We start from the raw sequence: 22,128 nt of genomic DNA, 5'->3' as shown, positions 1-22,128 counted from the left end.
AAGGGTGACGTGTATCACCATATGCGCTAGCATGAATGCCTCACACTTCGGAGCGCGTATGGGCCTGTTAAACCGGATAAAAATGCTGTGGCGAGCCGCCGTCGGCTCGTCTTATTCCTGGCCTGCGATGGATATCGTCCTGCCCGGCGAACGCTATCTGCACCTCGTCGGCAGCATCCATATGGGCACCCGCGATATGGCGCCGCCGCCAGCGAAGCTGCTGAAAAAAATACGCCAGGCCGATGCGTTAATCGTTGAGGCCGATATCAGCGGCAATGAAACCCCGTTTAGCCATCTCCCCGCTTATCCGCCGCTGGCGGAGCGCCTGAGCGACGCGCAGCTGAGCGAGCTACAGACGCGAGCCGGTGAACTCGGCCTGTCGGTCGCGCTATTCGACAGCCAGCCGCTGTGGCAGGTGGCGATGGTTCTGCAGGCCACCCAGGCGCAGAAGCTGGGGCTGCGGCCGGATTACGGTATCGATTATCAGTTGCTGATGGCCGCCCGCGAGAGCAACATAGCGGTGATGGAGCTGGAAGGCGCCGACAGCCAGATCGCGCTGCTGCGCGACCTGCCCGATGGCGGAATGGCGCTGCTGGAGGATACGCTGACCCACTGGCGCACCAACGCCCGTTTACTGCAGGTCATGATCGGCTGGTGGCTGGAGCAACCGCCGTCGCGCGGCGCGGTATCGCTGCCGACGACCTTCAGCCAGTCTTTATATGATGTGCTGATGCACCAGCGCAATCTCGCCTGGCGCGAGACGCTGCTGGCCCTGCCGCCGGGGCGCTACGTGGTCGCCGTCGGCGCGCTGCATCTGTATGGCGAAGGGAATCTGCCGGATATGCTGACATAAAAAAATGGCCAATATTGCTATTGGCCCGTCAAAGAGGAATTTCATCATTATTATTATCCCGGGATTTGCATCCCGGATCGTCTGATTGTCGCTCAAAGTGACCATCACTGCCAACACTATTGCGCAAGATGGTACTATTTTTTAGACAACCTGCGGGCGTATTCTGACGTCACGCAAAACCGGTTGGTAAGAAGGATAGCTATGACTCCCGCCGTTAAATTACTCGAAAAAAACAAAATCCCCTTTCAGATCCACAGTTACGATCACGATCCCAATGAGACCAACTTCGGTGATGAAGTGGTGCGCAAGCTCGGCCTCAATGCCGACCAGGTTTACAAGACCCTGCTGGTCGCCGTAAATGGCGATATGAAGCATCTGGCGGTCGCCGTCACCCCGGTCGCCGGGCAGCTGGATTTGAAGAAAGTGGCGAAAGCGCTGGGCGCCAAGAAAGTCGACATGGCCGACCCGATGGTGGCGCAGCGTATCACCGGCTATCTGGTGGGCGGTATCAGTCCGCTGGGGCAGAAGAAGCGCCTGCCGACGGTGATTGACGCCCCGGCGCAGGAATTTGCCACCATTTACATTTCCGGCGGCAAACGCGGGCTGGATATTGAGCTGGCGGCCAGCGATCTGGCGCAGCTGCTGGATGCGAAGTTCGCCGATATCGCCCGCCGCGATTGATGACGCGCCCCGTGCCCGGTAAGCGCAGCGCCACCGGGAAAGCGCCCGGATAGCGACGCAGCGCGCTTTATCCGGGCTTCCCCTCAGGGTTACTGCCAGCTCACCTCGCCTTTCGGCTCATAGGCGGCGGCATCCAGCGGCGAGTTCTTCTCGATATACTCTTTCAGCACTTCGGCATCGATAAAGCCGGTATTCACATACCCGGGTTTATCGGCGATGTTCGGATAGCCATCGCCGCCGGTGGCGTTAAAGCTCAGCGTCGCCATCCGGTAGGTCTTCGCCGGATCCACCGGTTCGCCTTTGATTTTCAGATCGTTCAACTTGCCGTCTTTGGCCACAAAGCTGACGTTCGCAAACTGCGGATAGGCGCCGGAATCCGGCTTCATCTGCGCGACGGCGGTCAGGTAATCCACCACCTCTTTGCCGCTCATATCGACATAGGTCAGCACATTGCCGAACGGCTGGACCTTCATCACATCCTTGTAGGTGATATCGCCCGCCTCGATGGAGTCGCGGATCCCGCCGCCGCTCATCACCGCGAAATCCGCGTTACTGCGCGCCATCTGCGCCGCCAGCAGCAGGTGGCCCATATTGGTCTGTACGAAGCGCACTTTACTGCGATCGCCCTCCAGATGACCATTCACGCTGCCGATCTTGACCTGCAGTTGCGCCTTACCTTTGTTCTGGAACGGCGTCAGCAGCGACATCATCTGCGGGTTCTCCGCGATCTGCGGCGTATACAGCACCCGCTCGCTTTGGCCGTTATCGTATGTCACTTTTTTCTTCAGGTTGACCGGGATCAGCTGATAGTGCACCAGCTTCATCTCGCCGTTGCGGAACTCAAAATCGGCGCGGCCGACGTATTTGCCCCACTCATGCGCCTGGACGATCCAGATACCGTTCTGACGATCCGGGGCGCACGGCGTCCCAGGCACATAGTCGACCTGTTTTTTATTTTCCGACGCCATGCACACCGGATCCTGCGAGTGACCGCCGACGATCATCGCCAGCGAGCCCGCGGGTAAACTGCGTGCCATCTCGACATCCCCCGGCGCGTTAGAGCCGTGGTTGCCGTTGTCATAGTGGCCCATATGGGTGGTGGCCAGGATCACGTCCGGCTTTTCATTCTGCTGCAGCTCCTGGATCACCAGCTTCGCCTCTTCCGCCGGTTTGCGGAATTCGATATCGGTGAAATATTCCGGATTGCCAATCTTGGCCGTATCGTCAGTGGTTAAGCCAATTACCGCGATTTTTAACCCGCCGCGTTTAAACAGCGCCCAGGGTTTGAACAGCCGTTCGCCGGTGCTTTTCTGATAAATATTGGCCGACAGGAACGGGAACTTCGCCCACTTTTCCTGCTGGCGCAGCACGCTCAGCGGATTATCAAACTCATGGTTCCCCACCGCCATCGCGTCGTAGCCGATCAAGTTCATGCCGCGAAAATCGGGCTCTGCATCCTGTAAATCAGACTCCGGCACCCCGGTATTGATATCCCCGCCGGACAGCAGCAGAACGCTACCGCCTTCGGCCGCCACCTCTTTACGAATACCGTCCACCAGCGTTTTCTGCGCCGCCAGGCCATATTCGCCGTAGTCATTGCGCCAGAAATGGCCGTGGTGATCGTTGGTGTGCAGGATGGTAATTTTATAGGTTTTATCCTGCTCATAGGCCTGCGCGGACAGGCTGCCCAGCGATAAAGCGGCGAATAACGCCAGCGCCACGCTGTGTTTGAAATAATGCATGCTTCACTCCCTGACTTAATCCCAAGTGCCGAAAGTATAGCGAGTTAGACGCGTTGACAAATATGTTTTCAGAATTGCGACTTCCTTCAAACCTTATCTGCAGGTATGTTAGTCGGATAATAATTCCACCTGCATCCTCTATACGCCTTCGCGTTGTATGGCATTGCGTCAGCCCGTTGGTTATATTTCCCATGTAGTAGCCGGGAAAATCAGGGTCGTCGCCATGGCGTAAAAATGACGAAAGCTATATAAAAAAGTGACGTGAACCTATGGCAATCAATCAGACCGCTCAACCCCTGTCCGGCCCCGCTGCGCCGCCGCAAAAAGCACGCACCTCGTTTGGCATCTTAGGCGCGATCAGCCTGTCCCATTTGCTTAACGATATGATCCAGTCGCTCATCCTTGCGATTTACCCACTGCTGCAGGCGGAGTTCTCCCTTACCTTCGTGCAGATCGGGATGATCACCCTCACCTTCCAGCTCACCTCATCGCTATTCCAGCCGGTGATTGGCTACATCACCGATAAACGCTCGATGCCGTGGTCGCTGCCGGTGGGCATGTGCTTCACCCTCTGCGGTTTGATTCTGCTGGCGCTGGCCGGGAGTTTCGGCATGGTGCTGCTGGCTGCCGCGCTGGTGGGTACCGGCTCCTCGGTTTTCCATCCGGAATCATCCCGCGTGGCGCGGATGGCCTCTGGCGGCCGTCACGGCCTGGCCCAGTCGCTGTTCCAGGTCGGCGGCAACTTCGGCAGCTCGCTTGGTCCATTGCTGGCGGCGGTGATTATCGCCCCCTATGGCAAAGGCAACGTCGCCTGGTTCGTGCTGGCCGCCCTGCTGGCTATTGTGGTGCTGTCGCAAATCAGCCGCTGGTATGCCGCACAGCACCGTATGAATAAAGGCAAACCGAAGCCGCTGATCGTTAATCCGCTGCCGCGCAATAAGGTGATTCTGGCGGTAGGTATTCTGCTGATGCTGATTTTCTCGAAATATTTCTATATGGCGAGCATTAGCAGCTATTACACCTTTTATCTGATGCATAAGTTCGGATTATCGGTGCAAAATGCCCAGCTTCATCTGTTTGCCTTCCTGTTCGCGGTTGCCGCCGGGACGGTAATCGGCGGGCCAGTTGGCGATAAAATTGGACGTAAATATGTGATTTGGGGCTCTATCCTCGGTGTGGCGCCGTTTACCCTCGTTTTACCCTACGCCAGCCTTGAATGGACGGGGATTTTAACGGTGATTATTGGTTTTATCCTCGCCTCGGCCTTCTCCGCTATCCTGGTCTATGCGCAGGAGCTGCTGCCGGGTCGAATCGGCATGGTTTCTGGCCTGTTCTTCGGCTTCGCCTTTGGCATGGGTGGCCTTGGCGCCGCGGTGCTGGGCCTGCTGGCGGACCATACCAGTATCGATCTGGTGTATAAAATCTGTGCCTTCCTGCCGCTGCTGGGTTTCCTGACGATATTTCTTCCTGATAACCGGCAAAAAGCCTGATTATCCGGCGGCCAAAGTGCAACGCTGGCCGCCGTTATCCCTTGCGCCATCAGCCTGATGCGCGCATTCCCTCCGCGATTTTCCCTTCTGTGCCTTTTGGCCGGTTAATTCCATTTTTTTGCACAATTCAAGAATTATTCATAAACAAAGTGAACGTTTTTGTCATAAACTATTACCCGGACAGGGTAGCAAAATGGACCGATTCACCACTGGAAAGGAGACGGAATGCACCACGCAACACCGCTAATCACCACCATTGTCGGCGGCCTCGTGCTCGCCTTTATTCTCGGCATGATTGCCAATAAGCTACGTATTTCTCCTCTGGTGGGATATCTCTTAGCGGGCGTGCTGTCCGGACCTTTCACCCCTGGCTTTGTTGCTGACACCAAACTGGCTCCGGAACTGGCGGAGCTCGGCGTGATCCTGCTGATGTTCGGCGTCGGCCTGCATTTCTCCCTCAAGGATCTGATGGCGGTAAAGTCGATCGCCATTCCCGGGGCCATCGCCCAGATAGCCGTGGCGACGCTGTTGGGTATGGCGCTCTCCGCCGCCCTTGGCTGGTCGCTGATGACCGGCATCGTCTTTGGTCTGTGCCTCTCCACCGCCAGTACCGTGGTGCTGCTGCGCGCCCTGGAGGAACGACAGCTGATTGACAGTCAGCGCGGGCAGATCGCCATCGGCTGGCTGATTGTGGAAGACCTGGTGATGGTCCTGACGCTGGTCCTGCTGCCGGCGGTGGCCGGCATGGCGGAGAAAGGCAACCTCGGCTTCGCTTCCCTGGCCCTCGACCTCGGGATCACCATTGGCAAAGTGGTGGCCTTTATCGCCATTATGATGCTGGTCGGCCGTCGGCTGGTGCCGTGGATCATGTCGCGCAGCGCGGCCACCGGCTCGCGCGAGCTGTTCACCCTGTCGGTGCTGGCCCTGGCGCTGGGCATCGCCTTCGGCGCCGTGGAGCTGTTTGATGTCTCCTTCGCCCTCGGCGCCTTCTTTGCCGGCATGGTGCTTAACGAATCCGAGCTGAGCCACCGTGCCGCTCATGACACCCTGCCGCTGCGCGACGCCTTCGCGGTGCTGTTCTTTGTCTCCGTCGGCATGCTGTTTGACCCGATGGTGCTGGTCCAGCAGCCGCTGGCGGTGCTGGCGACGCTGGCGATCATTATCTTTGGTAAATCCGCAGCCGCCTTTTTCCTCGTGCGTATGTTTGGCCACTCGCCGCGTACCGCATTGACCATTGCCGCCAGCCTGGCGCAGATTGGTGAATTTGCCTTTATTCTCGCCGGCCTGGGGATGGCGCTTAACCTGCTGCCGCAGGCCGGGCAAAACCTGGTGCTGGCCGGAGCGATCATCTCGATTATGCTCAACCCGGTACTGTTCACTCTGCTGGAGAAATATCTCGATAAAACCGAAACCCTCGACGAGCAGACCCTGGAAGAGGTGCTGGAAGACGAGAAGCAGGTGCCGGTCGATATCTGCAACCACGCGCTGCTGGTCGGTTTCGGCCGCGTCGGCAGCCTGCTGGGCGAGAAGCTGATGGCCCAGGGGATCCCGCTGGTGGTGGTTGAAACCTCGCGCACCCGCGTGGATGAGCTACGCGAGCGCGGGATCAGCGCGGTGCTGGGCAATGCCGCCAATGAAGAGATCATGGAGCTGGCGCATCTCGACTGCGCCCGCTGGCTGCTGCTGACCATTCCCAACGGCTATGAGGCCGGCGAGATTGTCGCTTCCGCACGGGAAAAATGTCCGCATATCGAGATTATCGCCCGCGCCCATTATGATGACGAAGTGGATTACATTATCGACCGTGGGGCCAATCAGGTGGTGATGGGCGAGCGGGAAATTGCCCGCGCCATGCTGCAGCTTCTGGAAACGCCACCCGCCGGTGAAGTGGTCACCGGCTGATGTTCTGCCCTCTCCCGTCGGGAGAGGGACTCCCTTACCGATCCCAGTACGCCTCTTCCAGGCTGTCCTCACGTTCCGGCAGGCCGCGGGTTAAGCGCGGCGAGTGCTGGTTCAGCACCTGATAGCTCACGCGGTTGGCATATTTACACACCTGCGCCAGCGAGGAGTAGGTCAGCCATTTGCATTTGTGTTTGCTGGAGTTGGGGACGTTATTGCGATGGTAGTTATTGGCGGTGATGTCATGCAGCAGCGCCGCCAGCGCGCCGTCCCCTGCGCCGTTGGTGTTCATGATCTTCTCCGGGCCGCCCATATACGGCGCAATGTGCGAATAAATCCGCAGCGGATTGACGCAGTCCTGGTGACGCATCGCGCGACTGAATTCGAACTGGTTAAATTCCGGGATCGCCCCCGGCAGCAGCGGATGCTGGGTCTTACGCTTCGCCTCTTCTTCAGTGAAGCCCGCCATATACAGCCCCGCCGGTCCGGCGGTGCACAGCACCAGGTCGACCCAGTCCAGCGCTTTATCCGCCGCCGACAGCGGATCGGCAAAGCCGGTCAGCGCTTCCCCTTCCTCTTCATTCATCGCCAGAATCGAGACATGCTCCTGCAGGAACTGCTGCCACCACGCCGGGTTATCGGCAATCACGTATTTGGTTCCAAGAGTCAACACCACCGGCACATCATGCTTTTTGGCATACTCGATGGCTTTCATCGTCGCGTCCGGCATCGGCTCGCCCGGCTTGCAGCGTACCAGGTAGGAGGTCAGCACCAGCGCCGAGGCGCCGGCGATCACCGCTTCCGGAATGCTTTCCGGGCGCAGCTTGTTCATATGACCCGGGCTGATGGCGAAGGTGCGCTCGCCGCTGTCGCTGATCAGGGTGAAGCAGCGGCCAATGGCGCCGTCGACGCCCTGCAGATAGTTCAGATCGGTACGGCTGGAGGTATTGCACAGGTAGCGATAGGCATAGCCGCCGATTTCGATATTGCTGCACATGACGCCAAGCAGCACCGAGCGATCGTCCGCCAGCACCGAGTAGTTGTGCATGGTATTACCGATCGTGCCGCCGGCAAACTGATGGGTAATAAGATTATTGCGCACCAGCTCCTGGTACAGCGCCTCGGCGACGTCATCTTCAATCACCAGCGAGTGGCCCGCGCTCAGGCCGTAGCGCACGATAAACGCCTCATCCACTTTCGCTTCGATATCCACCAGCGTCTGGTCGATACCCACCACCCAGGAGACGCTGGATTCATTCTCCGGCTGAATTTGCTGCAGCAGCGGGTCGCGGGCGTTAACGGGAAAATAGTGTTTGGATTTGCGTTTACCGGGAAATTTCATAGTGGCGCTTAAATAACAGGGAACAAGCGGGAAATAGTAGCATATTCCCCGCCCTGCGCGCGATCAGCGATAAGGCGCCGTCAGGTTGACCATCATCTCAATATGCGCGGCGTCCGCGTTAAGCGCCGGAATGTATTCATATTGCTTTCCGCCCGCTTCGAGGAATATTTCCCGGTTCTGGACGGCGATCTCTTCCAGCGTTTCGAGACAGTCGGCGGCAAACCCCGGGCACAGCACCTGAATATGCTTCGTCCCTTTCTCGCCGAGCATCTTCAGCGTCTCATCGGTGTACGGCGTCAGCCAGGGTTCCCGACCAAAGCGCGACTGGAAGGTCATCATCACCCGCTCCGGCGGCAGCCCCAGCGCGGAGACCAGTTCCCGCGTGGTATCGCGACAGCGCTGAGGATAATCATCCCCCTGATTGGCATAGCGCTGCGGGATCCCATGATAGGAGAGCAGCAGCAGATCCGGTTCCCCATGAACGGCAAACGAGGCGCGCACGCTGGCCGCCAGGGCATGGATATAGTCCGGGTGCCCGGCGTAATCGCGAATAAACGAGATACCGGGAATGGCGCGTTTCTTCGCGAGGATCCGCGCCAGCTCATCCCAGACGGCAGCCACCGTCGAGCAGGAATATTGCGGATACAGCGGCAGCACTACGATGTGCCCCACCCCCTGCGCCAGTAAATCATCCACCGCGCTGGCCAGCGACGGCGATCCATAGCTCATGCCCAGCGCCACCGGGGTATCCGGCAGTCTGGCGGCCAGCGCCTGCTGCTGGCGACGGCTGTATACCATCAGCGGCGACCCCTCTTCCATCCAGACGGACTGATAGAGTTTAGCCACGCGGGGAGAGCGAATCGGCAGTATGACGCCGCGCAGCAGCGGCCACCATAGCAGACGAGACGTATCCACCACCCGTTTGTCGCTGAGGAATTGTCGCAGATAGCGCTTCACCGCACCGGGGGTGGGCGCATCGGGAGTGCCTAAATTGGCCAGCAAGATACCTGTTTTCGTCTGATGCATTACCGCCTCTTAACCATTTGAATCGCAGCCAATTGTAGCTGAAATGGCGCTAAACGGAACCAATCATAGCAAAAGGTAGGAATGAGAGAAGTTCTCATCCTGCCGCAGCAGGATGAGAAAAGGCTTTATCAGCCGAGGATTTTTTCCAGTTCGGCGCGCACGTCAGCCACCGCTTTGGTGCCGTCGACTTTGGCGTATTTGGTGTTGCCCGCCTGCGCTTCTTTGGTGTAGTAGCCGATCAGCGGCGCCGTCATCTGATGATATTCCACCAGACGCTTACGCACGGTCTCTTCCTGGTCGTCTTTACGGGTGGTCAGCTCTTCGCCGGTCACGTCGTCTTTGCCTTCCACCTTCGGCGGATTAAATTTGATGTGGTATACGCGACCGGATGCCGCGTGAACGCGACGGCCAACGATGCGGTCGACGATCAGTTCGTCCGGCACATCGAATTCCAGCACGTAATCAACGGTAATGCCCGCTTCTTTCATGGCGTCAGCCTGCGGAATAGTGCGCGGGAAGCCGTCCAGCAGGAAGCCGTTACGGCAATCTTCCTGGGCGATACGCTCTTTAACCAGCGCGATAACCAGCTCATCGGTCACCAGCTTGCCGGCGTCCATGATGTCTTTCGCTTGCTTACCGAGCTCGGAGCCGGATTTTACCGCAGCGCGCAGCATATCGCCGGTGGAGATTTGCGGAATACCGTATTTCTCCATGATGAACTGAGCCTGAGTTCCTTTACCCGCGCCCGGAGCGCCAAGCAGAATAATACGCATTACGAAAATCCCCTCAAAAGTCGATTCAATTTTTCAAAAACGCTAAACCATACCACCAGAACGGCGATGGCTCAAGGAAGGCGGTGCGGCTGAAACGGTTAATGGTGAGATATTTTATGCCATCCAATGTGAAATGCCCCGCCGGAGCAAATCGCTCAGACGGGGCATTTATCCCGTTCCCGGCGTCGCGTCGCTCGGCCGGGCTACTCATTCAGGTTCGCGTCAGGAAGCCAGCAGCTGGTTCATACGGCGGATAAACTGGTTCGGATCTTCCAGCGTGCCGCGCTCGGCCAGCAGCGCCTGATCCAGCAGCAGTTCCACCCATTCGCCGAACTGCGCGTCATCCTGGGTATCGGCTGCGCGTTTCACCAGCTGATGCGCCGGGTTCAGTTCGAAGATGTATTTCACTTCCGGCGCCGCCTGGCCCGCAGCCGCGAACAGCTTCGCCATCTGGGTGCTCATCTCGTCGGCATCGGTGGTGACAATCGCCGGGGTGTCGGTCAGACGATGGGTCAGACGCACCTCTTTGACCCGGTCGCCAAGCAGGTTTTTCACACGCTCAACGAACGGCTCCAGCGCTTTTTCGGCTTCTTTGGTGGACTCGTCCACTTCGTCCGCCAGTTTGTCCAGCGACTCGTCGGCTTTAGCGACAGACTGGAACGCTTTGCCGTCGAATTCGGTCAGGTAGCTCATCATCCACTCGTCGATGCGATCGGAGAGCAGCAGCACTTCGATCCCTTTCTTACGCAGCAGTTCGAGGTGTGGGCTGCTTTTCGCCGCCGCATAGCTGTCGGCAGTGATGTAGTAGATCTTCTCCTGACCGTCTTTCATACGCGAGACGTACTCTTCCAGCGACACGGTCTGCGCGGAGGAGTCGGTATGGGTGGTCGCGAAGCGCAGCAGTTTGGCGATCGCCTCCTGGTTGCTCGGATCTTCCGCCGGGCCCTCTTTCAACACCAGGCCGAACTGTTTCCAGAAAGTCTGATATTTTTCGGCGTCGTCTTTCGCCAGCTTATCCAGCATCTGCAGCGCGCGTTTGGTCAGCGCGGTGCGCAGGTTACGGGTCACGCTGCTGTCCTGCAGGATTTCACGGGAGACGTTCAGCGGCAGATCGTTGGAGTCTATCAGGCCGCGTACGAAGCGCAGGTAGTTCGGCATAAACTGCTCGGCGTCGTCCATAATGAACACACGCTGGACGTACAGCTTCAGGCCGTGTTTATGATCGCGGTTCCACATATCCCACGGCGCCTGCGACGGGATATACAGCAGGCTGGTGTACTCCTGCTTACCTTCCACGCGATTGTGGCTCCAGGTCAGCGGGTCGCTGTAGTCATGGGCAATGTGCTTATAGAACTCTTTGTACTCGTCGTCGTTAACTTCAGACTTGCTGCGGGTCCACAGGGCCTGCGCCTTGTTGATTTTTTCCCAGCTGATAACGGTTTCGCCGTCTTTCTCTTCCTGTTTTTCAATCTCAACCGGCAGCGCGATATGATCGGAATACTTGCTGATGATGGAGCGCACGCGCCAGTCGTTGAGGAAATCGTCCTCACCTTCGCGCAGATGCAGGGTGATTTCGGTCCCGCGATCGGCTTTGGTGATGTCGGCCACGGTATATTCCCCTTCGCCGGCGGATTCCCAGAACACGCCGTTTTCAGGTTTATCGCCTGCCGCACGGGTGCGCACGGTCACTTTATCCGCCACGATGAAGGCCGAATAGAAGCCGACGCCGAACTGGCCAATCAGCTGGCTATCTTTTGCCTGGTCGGAACCCATGGATTCCAGGAACGCTTTGGTGCCGGATTTGGCGATGGTACCGAGATGATCGATAACCTCTTCCCGGTTCATGCCGATACCGTTATCGGCGATGGTCAGGGTACGGTTGTCTTTATCAAACGAAACCCGCACGCGCAGCTCGCCGTCTCCCTCATACAAATCCGGCTGCGACAGCGCGCGGAAACGCAGCTTATCGGCCGCATCAGAGGCGTTGGAAATCAGCTCACGCAGAAAGATTTCTTTGTTGGAATAGAGGGAATGGATCATCAGGTGCAGAAGCTGTTTTACTTCTGACTGAAAACCACGAGTTTCTTGTCCTTTCATCTGATTCAACCTCAACAATGCCATTTTAAATGGGTAAAAAACCGTTGAGTGGGAGATGGGGACAGCGGGGAAATTTTTCAAGCGGAGGCGGCGATGGCCGCCTCCATTTGTTCAGAAAGTAATCTTGTGGCGACCAGCCAGCGAGTGGGACAGCGTGGTGCCGTCGACCATCTCCAGCTCGCCGCCCACCGGCACGCCGTGGGCGATTCGGCTGGCGTCGACGCCATACTGCGCGCACAGCTCAGCGATGTAGTTGGCCGTCGCCTCGCCCTCAACGGTCGGGTTGGTGGCAAGGATCACCTCGGTGATCGACTCCGCCTCCAGCCGTTGTTCCAGGCGATCGAGCCCGATGTCGTCAGGCCCGATGCCGTCGAGCGGCGACAGGTGCCCCATCAGCACGAAGTAGCGGCCGGAATACTGCCCGGTCTGCTCAATGGCGTAGATGTCCGCCGGACTCTCCACCACGCAGATTTGGCCGTTTTCCTGGCGACGCGGGTTGCTGCAGATATTGCACACCTCCTGCTCGGTGAAGGTGCGGCAATCGGCGCAGTGGCCGATCTCCGACATCGCGCGCGTCAGCGCCTGCGCCAGACGCATCCCGCCGCTGCGATCGCGCTGCAGCAGGGTAAACGCCATGCGCTGCGCGGACTTAGGGCCGACGCCCGGCAGACAGCGCAGCGCTTCCATAAGCTGAGTTAACAGCGGGCTGGTTTGCATCAGAACGGCATCTTGAAGCCTGGCGGCAGCTGCATACCGGCAGAGACGGAAGCCATCTTCTCTTTCTGGGTCTCTTCGATACGGCGCGCGGCGTCGTTGAACGCGGCAGCCACCAGATCTTCCAGCATCTCTTTGTCATCTTCCAGCAGGCTTGGGTCGATCTCCACGCGGCGGCAGTTGTGCGCGCCGTTGATGGTCACTTTCACCAGACCCGCGCCGGACTCGCCGGTCACTTCCAGCTGAGCGATCTCTTCCTGCATCTTCTGCATTTTGTCTTGCATCTGCTGGGCCTGCTTCATCAGGTTACCCAGGCCGCCTTTTCCACCAAACATAGGCTTCTCTCTCAGTCAGTCATCATTAAAGGTACTGACTGCAAGTCAAACTTGCAGTCAAATGGGGCGGATACTCTCTTCATCCAGATCGGCGTCGAAGAAACGACGCAGGGTCTGAATGTTATTATCCGCAATAATCGCGTCGCGCGCCTGCGCGAGCTTCTCTTCATAAATAGCCTGCCGCCACTCCAGCGGCGTGCGCATCGCGGGATTATCGTCTTCCACGATGGTCAATTCAACCGGCGTACCGTACAACACCCCCAGCGCTTCAGCCAGCTTTTGCTGCGCGCCGGCGGAATTGAGGTGGCGCTGACTAGGGCGCAGATGCAGACAGACGCGATTGCCCTCCTGCTCTTTCCACGCGTTGAGCGCCACCTGCTCGACCAGCTTCGGTACCGCCAGCTGGCTCACTTCCGCCGCCCAGCTGTCGCGCTCGACCGCTTCAACGGCAAGCTTAGCCGCCAGCTCCGGCGTTTTTTCATGCTCCAGCGCTTTTTTCAGCGCTTTAGGCGTGGCGACTTCGACTTTGGTCTCTTCAACCACCGTCGTCGCCTTCCAGCGATAAGCCTCTTTCTTCGCCGGGGCCTGCTCCAGCGCCGCCGCGGCCGGACGAGCCTGGACGCGCTCGGTAATCGAACTCAGTCGCTCCAGCGCAGCGTTATTCACCGGCCGCGCGCGGGAAGCGGCTGCCGGTTCACTCTTTTTTGGGGTGGTTGCTCCCTGGCTGCGCTGCAGGTGGCTGCGGGCCGCCAGCACCTGGCTGGTGGTCGGCGGCAAACTCTGCGACGGCTGTGGCGGCGGCGCTGCGGGGGAAACCGGCTGGCGCGGCGCGGGCGCGGCGGCCTGTGCCGGCTGCACCTCCGGCTCGGGCAGCGGCTTACGCGGATGAAACGCCAGGGCGCGCAGCAGCGTCATTTCGACGCCCATCCGCCGGTCCGGGGCATAGGGCAGCTCTTTGCGGCCAATCAGCAGCGTTTGGTAGTAGAGCTGAACGTCGCCCGGCGGTACGGTGCGCGCCAGTTCGCGCATTCGCACTTCGACCGCGGCCATGTCGGCGCCCAGCGCCGAAGGGGACAGCTGAACCATGGCGATGCGGTGCAGCAGGCTCTGCATCTCCACCAGCAGCGCCTCCCATTCAACGCCGCGCGCGGCGGCGTCATTGACGCCCGCCATGACCCGCTCGCCATCGGCGGCGACCAGGGCTTCAATCAGCGACAGCGCCTGATCGTCATCGAGGGTGCCGAGCATGGCGCTCACCGACGCCGCCGTCAGTTGCCCTTCTCCACTGGCAATAGCCTGATCGGTCAGACTTAAGGCATCACGCAGACTGCCGTCGGCGGCGCGCGACAGAAGCTGCAGCGCGCGGGGCTCGAAGGCAATCTGCTCTTCGCCAAGAATATGCTCCAGCTGATGGCGGATCTGTTCAACGTCCAGCGCCTTCAGGTGGAACTGCAGGCAGCGGGATAAGATCGTCACCGGCAGCTTCTGCGGATCCGTCGTCGCCAGCAGGAATTTGACGTGCGCCGGCGGCTCCTCCAGCGTCTTTAATAACGCGTTGAAGCTGTGGCGCGACAGCATATGGACTTCGTCGATGAGATAGACCTTAAAGCGGCCGCGGGCCGGCGCGTACTGGACGTTATCCAGCAGGTCGCGAGTATCTTCGACTTTGGTTCGCGAGGCGGCGTCAATCTCAATCAGATCGACAAAGCGCCCCTGTTCTATTTCCCGGCAGTTATCGCACACGCCGCAGGGGGTGGCGGTGATGCCGGTTTCACAGTTTAACCCTTTCGCCAGCAGGCGGGCGATGGAAGTCTTACCGACCCCGCGGGTACCGGAAAAGAGATAAGCGTGATGAATGCGCCCTAACGACAAGCCGTTCGCCAGTGCGGTCAGCACATGTTCCTGGCCGACGACGTCAGCAAAGGTTTGTGGGCGCCATTTACGGGCTAAGACCTGATAACTCATGGGCTGGCTCTGAAACGCTGGAAGGTGAAATCACGAAGGGGTCATGCTATCACAGCCCCGCCCGATCGGCGAGGCTATGTGGAGGGATTTGCTTAGTGGCCCGGGAACGGCACCAGACTGTAGCAGTGGACCCCCAGCTTCTCCAGGCGCTGTTCGCCGCCCAGATCGAAGAGATTGATAATGAAAGCGGCATCCTGTACTTCGCCGCCGAGACGGCGGATCAGTTTGACCGTCGCGTCGATGGTTCCGCCGGTCGCCAGCAGATCGTCCACCACCAGCACTTTGTCGCCCGGTTTGATGGCGTCAACGTGGATCTCCAGCTGATCGGTGCCGTACTCCAGCTCATAGCTCTCAGCGATGGTTTCACGCGGCAACTTACGCGGCTTGCGTACCGGAACAAAGCCCACGCCCAGCGCCAGCGCAACCGGTGCGCCGAAAAGGAAGCCACGCGCCTCAGTCCCTACCACTTTGGTAATTCCCGCGTCTTTGTAGCGCTCGGTCAGCAGTTCAATGCTGAGCGCGTAAGCTTTCGGGTCTTCCAGTAAACTGGTGACATCGCGGAAAAGAATGCCAGGTTTTGGATAATCCTCGATACTCTGGATGCTGTTCTTCAGATATTCAAGCTGCTGTGCAGTTGCGGTCATAAGTGTATGCCTGATTGAAACGGTGTTACCCACGGGCGTGCAAAAGGGGCCAAAGAAACATTTGTTTAACCTTTGACCAGGCTTACCCGCGCTCGAAAACGCCAGAATTTACTGGCTGTCAGCAACAATTGCAACAGGCATTATTGCGCATCAGTGCTTTTGTTGCTTTGCGTCAACCACCGGAATGCGCCACATAAAGATCAGCAGACAGGCCAGAATGACCAACAGCATGATGCGCACCCACGTAAGCTTAACCAGCCACAGTGAAATAGCAAAAGTCGCTACGATCATGGCAATGGCGCGCGGTTTGGCGCCGCGGGGCATGGCGCGGTACTGCTGCCAGTGGCGAAGATAGCCGCCGAACCATGAGCGATACAGCAGCCACTGGTGAAAGCGCGGCGATGAGCGGGCAAAGCACCAGGCGGCGAGCAGAATAAACGGCGTCGTCGGCAGCAACGGTAAGAAAACGCCCAGCGTACCCAGCGCTACCGCCAGCCAGCCGATAATGGTTAAAATAACAGGTGGCATAATGCGAATCGTTATCAAACAGATACGGCTACTGTAGCACAGTTGGCTGATGGAAAATGGAGGGGGTGGGTGAAAACAGCTCAACTTTTACAAACGCTGAACAATCAGCTCAGCGAGCTGGCCGCGCTGGTGGCGCCGCTGGCGGAGCACGCGACCCTCAGCCCGCGCTTTGACCGCCAGCTCTTCCACACCCGCAGCACGCTGATGCAGGCCTATCTGGCGGAAGCCCAACACAACTTCAGCCAGCTCCGCCAGGCCGTCGAGCGCCAGCAGCTGCCGCAGGTAGCCTGGATCGCCGAGCGGCTGGCGGCGCAAATCGCCGCGCTGCGTCGCGAAACCGCCACCTGGTCGCTGCGCAGTTGGGACCATGCCTCGCCAACGCTGAGCCGCTGGCAGCGCCGTCGCCTGCAGCATCAGGAGTATGAGCGCCGCCTGCTGGCGATGCGCGACCAACGCCAGCGCCAGCTGACGCAGGCTACCAGTCTTGACGAGCAGCAGCGGCTGGCCAGCGAAGTCGAGGTCTACAGCGGACGGCTGGCGCGCTGTCGACAGGCGCTGGACAAGATTGAAAACGTACTGGCGCGGCTGACGCGCTAACAGGAGAGTCCGATGTCGCTGGAAAAAGCCCCCGATGAGGTCAAACTGGCCGTCGATTTAATCATGTTGCTGGAGTCGCATCAGATCCCGGCGCAAACGGTGCTGGACGCGCTGGAAATTGTCAGGCGGGATTATGCAAACAAGTTAAAAAACGCGGAAAGCGCCTCGCAAACGCCGCAGAAGTAAGATGTTGCCCACGACGACGTGCTGGCAGAGTGGTCCTCTGCGCATGACGCCGATGGAGGCAATATTGATGGAAAAGGTCAGTCAAACCCCGCACGATGCGGTTTTTCGCCAGATGCTGATGCATCAGACGGTGGCGAAGGATTTCCTGCAGCTGTATCTGCCCGCGCCGTTTCTGGCAATTTGCGAGCTGGATTCACTGCAGCTGGTCTCCGGTAGCTTTGTTGAAGAGGACCTGCGCGCCAGCTATTCCGATATCCTTTACTCACTGCGCACCCGCCACGGACCGGGCTATGTTTACGCGCTGATTGAGCACCAGAGTACCCCGGACAAGCTGATGGCGTTTCGCCTGCTGCGCTACGCGCTGGCCGCCATGCAGCGTCATCTGGACGCTGGCCACGACACGCTGCCGCTGGTGGTGCCAATTCTGTTTTATCACGGCAAGGTCAGCCCCTGGCCCTAGCCCCGCAACTGGCAACAGCTATTCGCCGAACCGGCGCTGGCGAAGGCGCTCTATAGCGGTGATTTTCCGCTGGTGGACCTCACCGTTATGCCAGATAATCAGATCGTCCGTCATCGGCGTATGGCCATGCTGGAGCTGTTGCAAAAGCATATCCGCCATCGCGATCTGGCCGAGCTGCAGGTGCCGCTGATTGCGCTGATGACGCAAGGCTATCTGACAGAAGCGCAGTTAAATACGCTGCTGCGCTATATGTTGCAGGCGGGTACCACGGAACATCCGGGGGCGCTGATCCGCGCGCTGGCGGCGCAGTCGCCCAGACATAAGGAGCTGATGATGACCATTGCCGAATGGCTGGAAGAGAAAGGCCGTAAACAGGGGCAGCAGGAGGGCGAACAGGAAGCCACTCGCAGCATCGCCGCCAGAATGCTGGCGCGCGGCCTCGAACGTCAAATCGTGCGGGAACTCACCGGGCTTAGCGACGAAGAGCTCGCCGCGCTGACGCCCTGATGCAGCAGGGGCGGCTTTGCGCCGCCCCTTTTCAGTTAAGACGCGACGGAGGGCGCTAAATCGTCACCCTTTCCGTCCCGCTTCACTTCCGTGACCTCGTCGCCCTTTTCATTTCGCAGATGGACTTCCAGCTGGTTAAAGGCAATGTTGATGTCATTCTCCCGGCACAGACGGTCGATGGCGCGGTTGAGCTCATCCACCGTGTAGCTGCGATCGCGCAGTTCACGGACATACAGACGCAGTTCATGATCCAGGGTACTGGCCCCGAAGGTGGTGAAGAAGACCGCTGGCGCTGGCTCCTGCATCACTTTCGGATGATCGTGCGCGACCTTCAGCAGCACCTCCTTCACCTTATCCAGATCGGAACCGTAGGCGACGCCGAGGCGGATCACCACGCGGGTCACGGTGTCGGAGAGCGACCAGTTGATCAAGCGCTCGGTAACGAACGCCTTGTTCGGGATGATCACCTCTTTGCGATCGAAGTCGGTGATGGTGGTGGCGCGAATACGGATTTTGCTTACCGTACCGGAGAAGGTGCCGATAGTCACCGTATCCCCAATGCGCACCGGACGTTCGAACAGAATAATCAGGCCGGAGACGAAGTTACCGAAGATCTCCTGCAGACCAAAACCTAAACCAACCGACAGCGCGGCCGCCAGCCACTGCAGTTTATCCCATGAGACGCCCAGCGACCCGAATACCGTCATCGCCCCGATGGCGATAATCGCATAGTTAAGAATGGTGGTGATGGCGTAGGAAGTCCCCTGGCGCATGTTGAGCCGCGAGAGGACCAGCACCTCCAGCAGCCCCGGCAGGTTGCGGATCAGCGCCCAGGCAACCATCGACGCCACAATGGCAAACAGCAGGCTGCCCATCGTGACGCTGCGCACCACGCTGGCCCCTGCCTCGGTGCCGTTGTAATGCCAGAGGGTAATGCTGTCGAGATAGGCGAAAACGGTGATCAAATCCGACCAAATCGCCCAGAACATGACCGCGAACAGCGCGATCATCACCAGCATGGTGATGCGTAACGTCTGCTGGTTGACCTGCTCGAGGGCGATAGTCGGCTCCTCCTGCGGCTCGGCGCCTTCCGCGCCCTCCTTCACCAGATGCTGACGGCGCGCCAGCGCCCGGCGCCAGGCGATGCGCCGCGCCGCCACGCTCAGGCCGCGCAGCACAGTCTGGTACAGCAGGTTCCAGATCATGACCAGATAGACGGTCTCGATCCAACGTCCCGCCAGGCGCAGCGTGGTGTAGAAGTAGCCGGTCGCCGTTAGCACCATCAGGGCCACCGGAACGATAGACAGCACTGTGATCGTCAGCAGGCGCAGGCTGTGCGACTCTTTATCGCGCCAGCTTTCCCGGCACATCGGCCAGACCAGCACCGCTATCAGCAGTAAGTTGAAGAAAATCACCAGCTGCCCCAGCACGTCGTCCATCAGGTTCAGCGGCGACAGCTCGGAAATCACCGACCAGAAATTCAGCGGCAGCAGCGCCAGGCTGACGCGAACAATCTGCCGCCGCCAATGGCTGGTCAATTGCGCCGGCATATTGAAGTGGCTGACCGCAACGCCGTTCTTTTCCAGCACTTTCCAGCACAGGCCAAACACCAGCCAGAACATCGCCAGCTTTTTACTGTATGCCCACAACAGAGCACTGATATTGAGCTGCATGGTGAGTAAGATCAGGCCAATCGCCAGAATCACCAGCACCACCGGTAAGGCGCGGATCAGGTCGATAAGGATCGCCTTCGGCGTATGCAGTTGGGTATCATTCCGCAGCTGGCCTACCTGGGAGGCAAGCTTTGCCTGATAATCCTTGAGCCACTGCAAACGCCAGCGGATCAGGCCGGCAATCAGCAGCAGCGGTAATCCGGCAAGAAAAGCGACAAACACCGCTGGCCACGCTTTTTCCCAGTTCACGGTGATTTTCATCGCCTTAAACTGACCTTTCAGCGCTTCCGGGAAGGCCTTAATCCACTCCCAGTCCATCGGTTTATTGCTGTTCACCCAGAAAATTTGCTGGGTCAGAATTTCTTTCAGGCTGCTCGAGACGCTCATCAGCTGCTGCTGGTTGATCTGCAGGTTGATGGCCATCATCAGCTGATTCCCCAGCTGTTTATTGAACTGGTCGAGCAGCTCCCGGCGCATGTCGATCACTTCCAGCAGCGCGGCGTGCACTTCATCGTTTACTTCAGCGCTGTGCCCCTCTTCCAGCTTAGCGACATAGGCATCGCTCTGGAACAGCGCGTCGCGTTTCTGATTCACCTCGAACTGTTCGAGCCGCAGATCGGCAATGCGATTGGTCATATCCTGCAGCTCATCCGCCGACGGCAGCGTCTGCTGCTGCTGGTAGAGAATGCGCGACAGCAGCAGGCTGCCCTTGAGCACGGAAATTTGCTCTTTAATATCCCGCTCAGACTGCAGGGCGCGGTCGAGCCAGTTCTTCACCTGAATATTGCGCTGCACCAGCTGGTTGCCGTTCTCCGTCGCCTGAATCAGCTTCTCGCTCAGCTGGTGGTTGATATCCAGCTCCTGCTTGACCAGCGGGTTGGCCTGAATACGCGCCGTTTCGTCGGGCGTGACCGCCTCCTGGGCGGTTTTCTCAGTCAGCGTCAGCCGCTTGCTGTTCACCGCCTCCTGCAGGAGCTGCAGCTGATGCTCCAGCCGGTTGCTCCAGGCGGTGACGTAGTCACGCTGCTTCTGCAGGGTATCCTGCAGCACCGTATTGCCTTCGAGGCTCTTGCGCTGCTGCTCGATCTGCGCGTTAAGCAACGCCTGCTGGGCCTGCAGCAGCACCTGCTGGGTCGGACGTAGAGTCTCATCGCCCACCGAGGTGCCATTCAGACGATTGCGGATCTGCTGCAGCTGCTGGGAGGCTTTGTACATCGCATTTTGCACGCGTTCCGGCTGCGTTTGCAGGGAAACCAACTGGCTGTTGTAGGTCGCCAGATCGTTTTGCGCATTCTGCAGATCGTCCAGCGTTTGGGTGACGCGCGATTCCAGCTGACGCAGGGAGAGCGTGCTCAGCGTTTTGCGCGTCGCGTCGTCGTTCGGGACATCGCTCAGATTGTTAAGGCTATCCACCGCCTGGCGCAGCTTCGCCGGGGCTTGCTCGACCTGCTGGCGGAGCTGCGTCGTCTCGCTCTTGACGCGATCGATTTTATCCAGCGTTTCCAGGGTCTGGGTCAAATCCTGCTGGACCAGTTTGTCCTGCGGAGTCAGTTCTTTTTGCTTGTTTAAGGTATTGAGCTGACTCTGCACCTCCGCCCGGTCAGGGAGGTCCGCGGCGCGGCCCTGAACTGGACTGAAAAGGCCAATAAAACAGAGCAGCATAATGATAAAGATGAACGTGGCGCGTTGCCTGGAGATCGTGTGCAGCATAGTTAATATGAATGAATGCAAATGCCGGAGAATACCGGGGGTCGTCGCAAGCGCGAAGAATAGCACTTCTCATCGCTGGCGAATAGCGGCGGACGGCGCTAAAAATTCACGTCCCTCCGCGCGTGACGTTTACGCTGACAGGTTCTCCGGGCCGCGCAGCGTGGGGCAGAACTGATACATCTCCAGCAGGATGGCGACATAGTCGCGCGCTTCCGCATGCAGGTCGAACGAGTCGGGGGCAAACAGCCAGTTCTCCATCAGGCCGGAAAGATAGCTGCGCATTAAAATCGCCGCTCGCCGGGTGAGTAAATTGGCGGGCAACAGCTTCGCGGCGATGCACTCTTTCAAGGTCTGCTCGATGCGCTCGTAGCTCGCCAGGGATAACTGCCGCTGGGCCTGCTGCACCACGGTCATTTCACCGACGAATTCACACTTATGGAAGATAATCTCCATCATCAACCGACGGCGCTCCTCTGTCACCGTCGCTTCAAGAACATAGACTAGTATCTCCCTGATAACTGAGAGTGGATCGTTAGGGAATTTTGCCCGATACTCAATTTCGAGATCGCTAATACTGGCGTCTGACAGCTCCCAAATTTCGTTGAATAAATCTGATTTATTCTTGAAATGCCAGTAGATAGCCCCCCTCGTTACACCCGCAGCTTTTGCAATTGTTGCCAACGAGGTAGATGATACGCCTTGCTGCGAAAACAGACGCAGAGCAACATCCAGAATCAGTTGCCGGGTTTCACGTGCCTGTTGTTTGGTTTTTCGTGCCATAGGTTAATGACTTTACAGAGGTTACGTTTACATACATTTGTGAATGTATGTACCATAGCACGACCATAATAGAAAGACTGTAGTGGGTTTGTGGTTGTTTGAGCCACTGAACATTTTGAAATTGGA

At 58.5% G+C, this 22,128-nt stretch carries 18 protein-coding genes, 1 pseudogene and 1 other annotated feature; of the genes and pseudogenes, 7 read left to right on the top strand and 12 right to left on the bottom strand.

What is annotated here, in order from left to right; translation table 11 throughout:
• Positions 1-58: 58 nt before the first annotated feature.
• On the top strand, positions 59-853 hold the full coding sequence (locus tag ABLV52_RS10195) for a TraB/GumN family protein (protein WP_023288658.1): 795 nt from the start codon (positions 59-61) through the stop codon (positions 851-853).
• Positions 854-1,054: 201 nt separating this feature from the next.
• Positions 1,055-1,534 carry a Cys-tRNA(Pro)/Cys-tRNA(Cys) deacylase YbaK gene (ybaK, locus tag ABLV52_RS10190; protein WP_004204728.1) on the top strand — a complete coding sequence of 160 codons (480 nt, stop codon included), beginning with the start codon at positions 1,055-1,057 and terminating at the stop codon, positions 1,532-1,534.
• A gap of 89 nt (positions 1,535-1,623) precedes the next feature.
• Here the strand turns inward: ybaK and ushA are convergent, their stop codons facing one another.
• On the bottom strand, positions 1,624-3,276 hold the full coding sequence (ushA, locus tag ABLV52_RS10185; protein ID WP_032734896.1) for a bifunctional UDP-sugar hydrolase/5'-nucleotidase UshA: 1,653 nt from the start codon (positions 3,274-3,276) through the stop codon (positions 1,624-1,626).
• Positions 3,277-3,545: 269 nt separating this feature from the next.
• Between ushA and ABLV52_RS10180 the strand changes: the two genes are divergently transcribed.
• Together ABLV52_RS10180 and ybaL are read left to right on the top strand one after the other, a co-directional pair.
• Positions 3,546-4,766, top strand: a complete 1,221-nt coding sequence (locus ABLV52_RS10180) for an MFS transporter (protein WP_008805454.1) — start codon at positions 3,546-3,548, stop codon at positions 4,764-4,766.
• A 225-nt stretch (positions 4,767-4,991) separates the two neighbouring features.
• A complete protein-coding gene (gene ybaL / locus ABLV52_RS10175) occupies positions 4,992-6,668 on the top strand; it encodes a YbaL family putative K(+) efflux transporter (protein ID WP_023288655.1) in 1,677 nt (558 codons plus the stop codon).
• A 34-nt stretch (positions 6,669-6,702) separates the two neighbouring features.
• Here ybaL and ABLV52_RS10170 read toward each other — a convergent pair whose 3' ends face one another.
• From ABLV52_RS10170 to ABLV52_RS10130, 9 genes are all read right to left on the bottom strand, one after another.
• Positions 6,703-8,007 carry an inosine/guanosine kinase gene (locus ABLV52_RS10170; protein ID WP_032454205.1) on the bottom strand — a complete coding sequence of 435 codons (1,305 nt, stop codon included), beginning with the start codon at positions 8,005-8,007 and terminating at the stop codon, positions 6,703-6,705.
• Between the two features lie 63 nt (positions 8,008-8,070).
• On the bottom strand, positions 8,071-9,033 hold the full coding sequence (hemH, locus tag ABLV52_RS10165; RefSeq protein WP_023288653.1) for a ferrochelatase: 963 nt from the start codon (positions 9,031-9,033) through the stop codon (positions 8,071-8,073).
• A 128-nt stretch (positions 9,034-9,161) separates the two neighbouring features.
• A complete protein-coding gene (gene adk / locus ABLV52_RS10160; protein ID WP_002892184.1) occupies positions 9,162-9,806 on the bottom strand; it encodes an adenylate kinase in 645 nt (214 codons plus the stop codon).
• Between the two features lie 222 nt (positions 9,807-10,028).
• Positions 10,029-11,903, bottom strand: coding sequence for a molecular chaperone HtpG (gene htpG, locus ABLV52_RS10155; RefSeq protein WP_023288652.1), 1,875 nt, complete (start codon positions 11,901-11,903; stop codon positions 10,029-10,031).
• Between the two features lie 111 nt (positions 11,904-12,014).
• Complete coding sequence (gene recR / locus ABLV52_RS10150; protein WP_002892177.1) at positions 12,015-12,620, bottom strand: recombination mediator RecR; 606 nt, start codon at positions 12,618-12,620, stop codon at positions 12,015-12,017.
• Positions 12,620-12,952 (bottom strand): YbaB/EbfC family nucleoid-associated protein, encoded by a 333-nt coding sequence (locus ABLV52_RS10145; protein ID WP_008805448.1) that lies wholly within the window; start codon positions 12,950-12,952, stop codon positions 12,620-12,622. Before ABLV52_RS10145 ends, recR begins: the two co-directional genes overlap by 1 nt.
• 57 nt (positions 12,953-13,009) lie before the next feature.
• Positions 13,010-14,917: a DNA polymerase III subunit gamma/tau gene (gene dnaX, locus ABLV52_RS10140; protein WP_065812398.1), complete on the bottom strand. Its 1,908-nt coding sequence runs from the start codon at positions 14,915-14,917 to the stop codon at positions 13,010-13,012.
• Positions 13,613-13,677: a sequence feature (DnaX frameshifting element), on the bottom strand. It overlaps the preceding gene by 65 nt.
• A 92-nt stretch (positions 14,918-15,009) precedes the next feature.
• Complete coding sequence (apt, locus tag ABLV52_RS10135; protein WP_023288650.1) at positions 15,010-15,561, bottom strand: adenine phosphoribosyltransferase; 552 nt, start codon at positions 15,559-15,561, stop codon at positions 15,010-15,012.
• Positions 15,562-15,711: 150 nt separating this feature from the next.
• Complete coding sequence (locus ABLV52_RS10130; protein ID WP_004204740.1) at positions 15,712-16,089, bottom strand: DUF454 family protein; 378 nt, start codon at positions 16,087-16,089, stop codon at positions 15,712-15,714.
• A gap of 69 nt (positions 16,090-16,158) precedes the next feature.
• Here ABLV52_RS10130 and priC point away from each other — a divergent pair, with 69 nt between their 5' ends.
• The 3 genes and pseudogenes from priC (at position 16,159) to ABLV52_RS10115 (ending at position 17,839) form a co-directional block, all read left to right on the top strand.
• Positions 16,159-16,686 (top strand): primosomal replication protein N'', encoded by a 528-nt coding sequence (gene priC / locus ABLV52_RS10125; RefSeq protein ID WP_048296890.1) that lies wholly within the window; start codon positions 16,159-16,161, stop codon positions 16,684-16,686.
• 12 nt (positions 16,687-16,698) lie between these two features.
• Complete coding sequence (gene rsmS / locus ABLV52_RS10120; RefSeq protein WP_044521303.1) at positions 16,699-16,872, top strand: pleiotropic regulatory protein RsmS; 174 nt, start codon at positions 16,699-16,701, stop codon at positions 16,870-16,872.
• A 67-nt stretch (positions 16,873-16,939) separates the two neighbouring features.
• Positions 16,940-17,839 (top strand): annotated as a pseudogene (locus ABLV52_RS10115) (Rpn family recombination-promoting nuclease/putative transposase).
• 35 nt (positions 17,840-17,874) lie between these two features.
• Here ABLV52_RS10115 and mscK read toward each other — a convergent pair.
• Positions 17,875-21,222: a mechanosensitive channel MscK gene (gene mscK, locus ABLV52_RS10110; protein WP_023288647.1), complete on the bottom strand. Its 3,348-nt coding sequence runs from the start codon at positions 21,220-21,222 to the stop codon at positions 17,875-17,877.
• Positions 21,223-21,351: 129 nt separating this feature from the next.
• On the bottom strand, positions 21,352-22,002 hold the full coding sequence (gene acrR, locus ABLV52_RS10105; RefSeq protein ID WP_023288646.1) for a multidrug efflux transporter transcriptional repressor AcrR: 651 nt from the start codon (positions 22,000-22,002) through the stop codon (positions 21,352-21,354).
• Positions 22,003-22,128: the final 126 nt, after the last annotated feature.

Source organism: Klebsiella sp. GB_Kp056, assembly GCF_040064755.1.
In the GTDB taxonomy this organism is placed as follows: domain Bacteria; phylum Pseudomonadota; class Gammaproteobacteria; order Enterobacterales; family Enterobacteriaceae; genus Klebsiella; species Klebsiella quasipneumoniae.
This window is presented reverse-complemented; position numbering and strand designations above follow the sequence as displayed.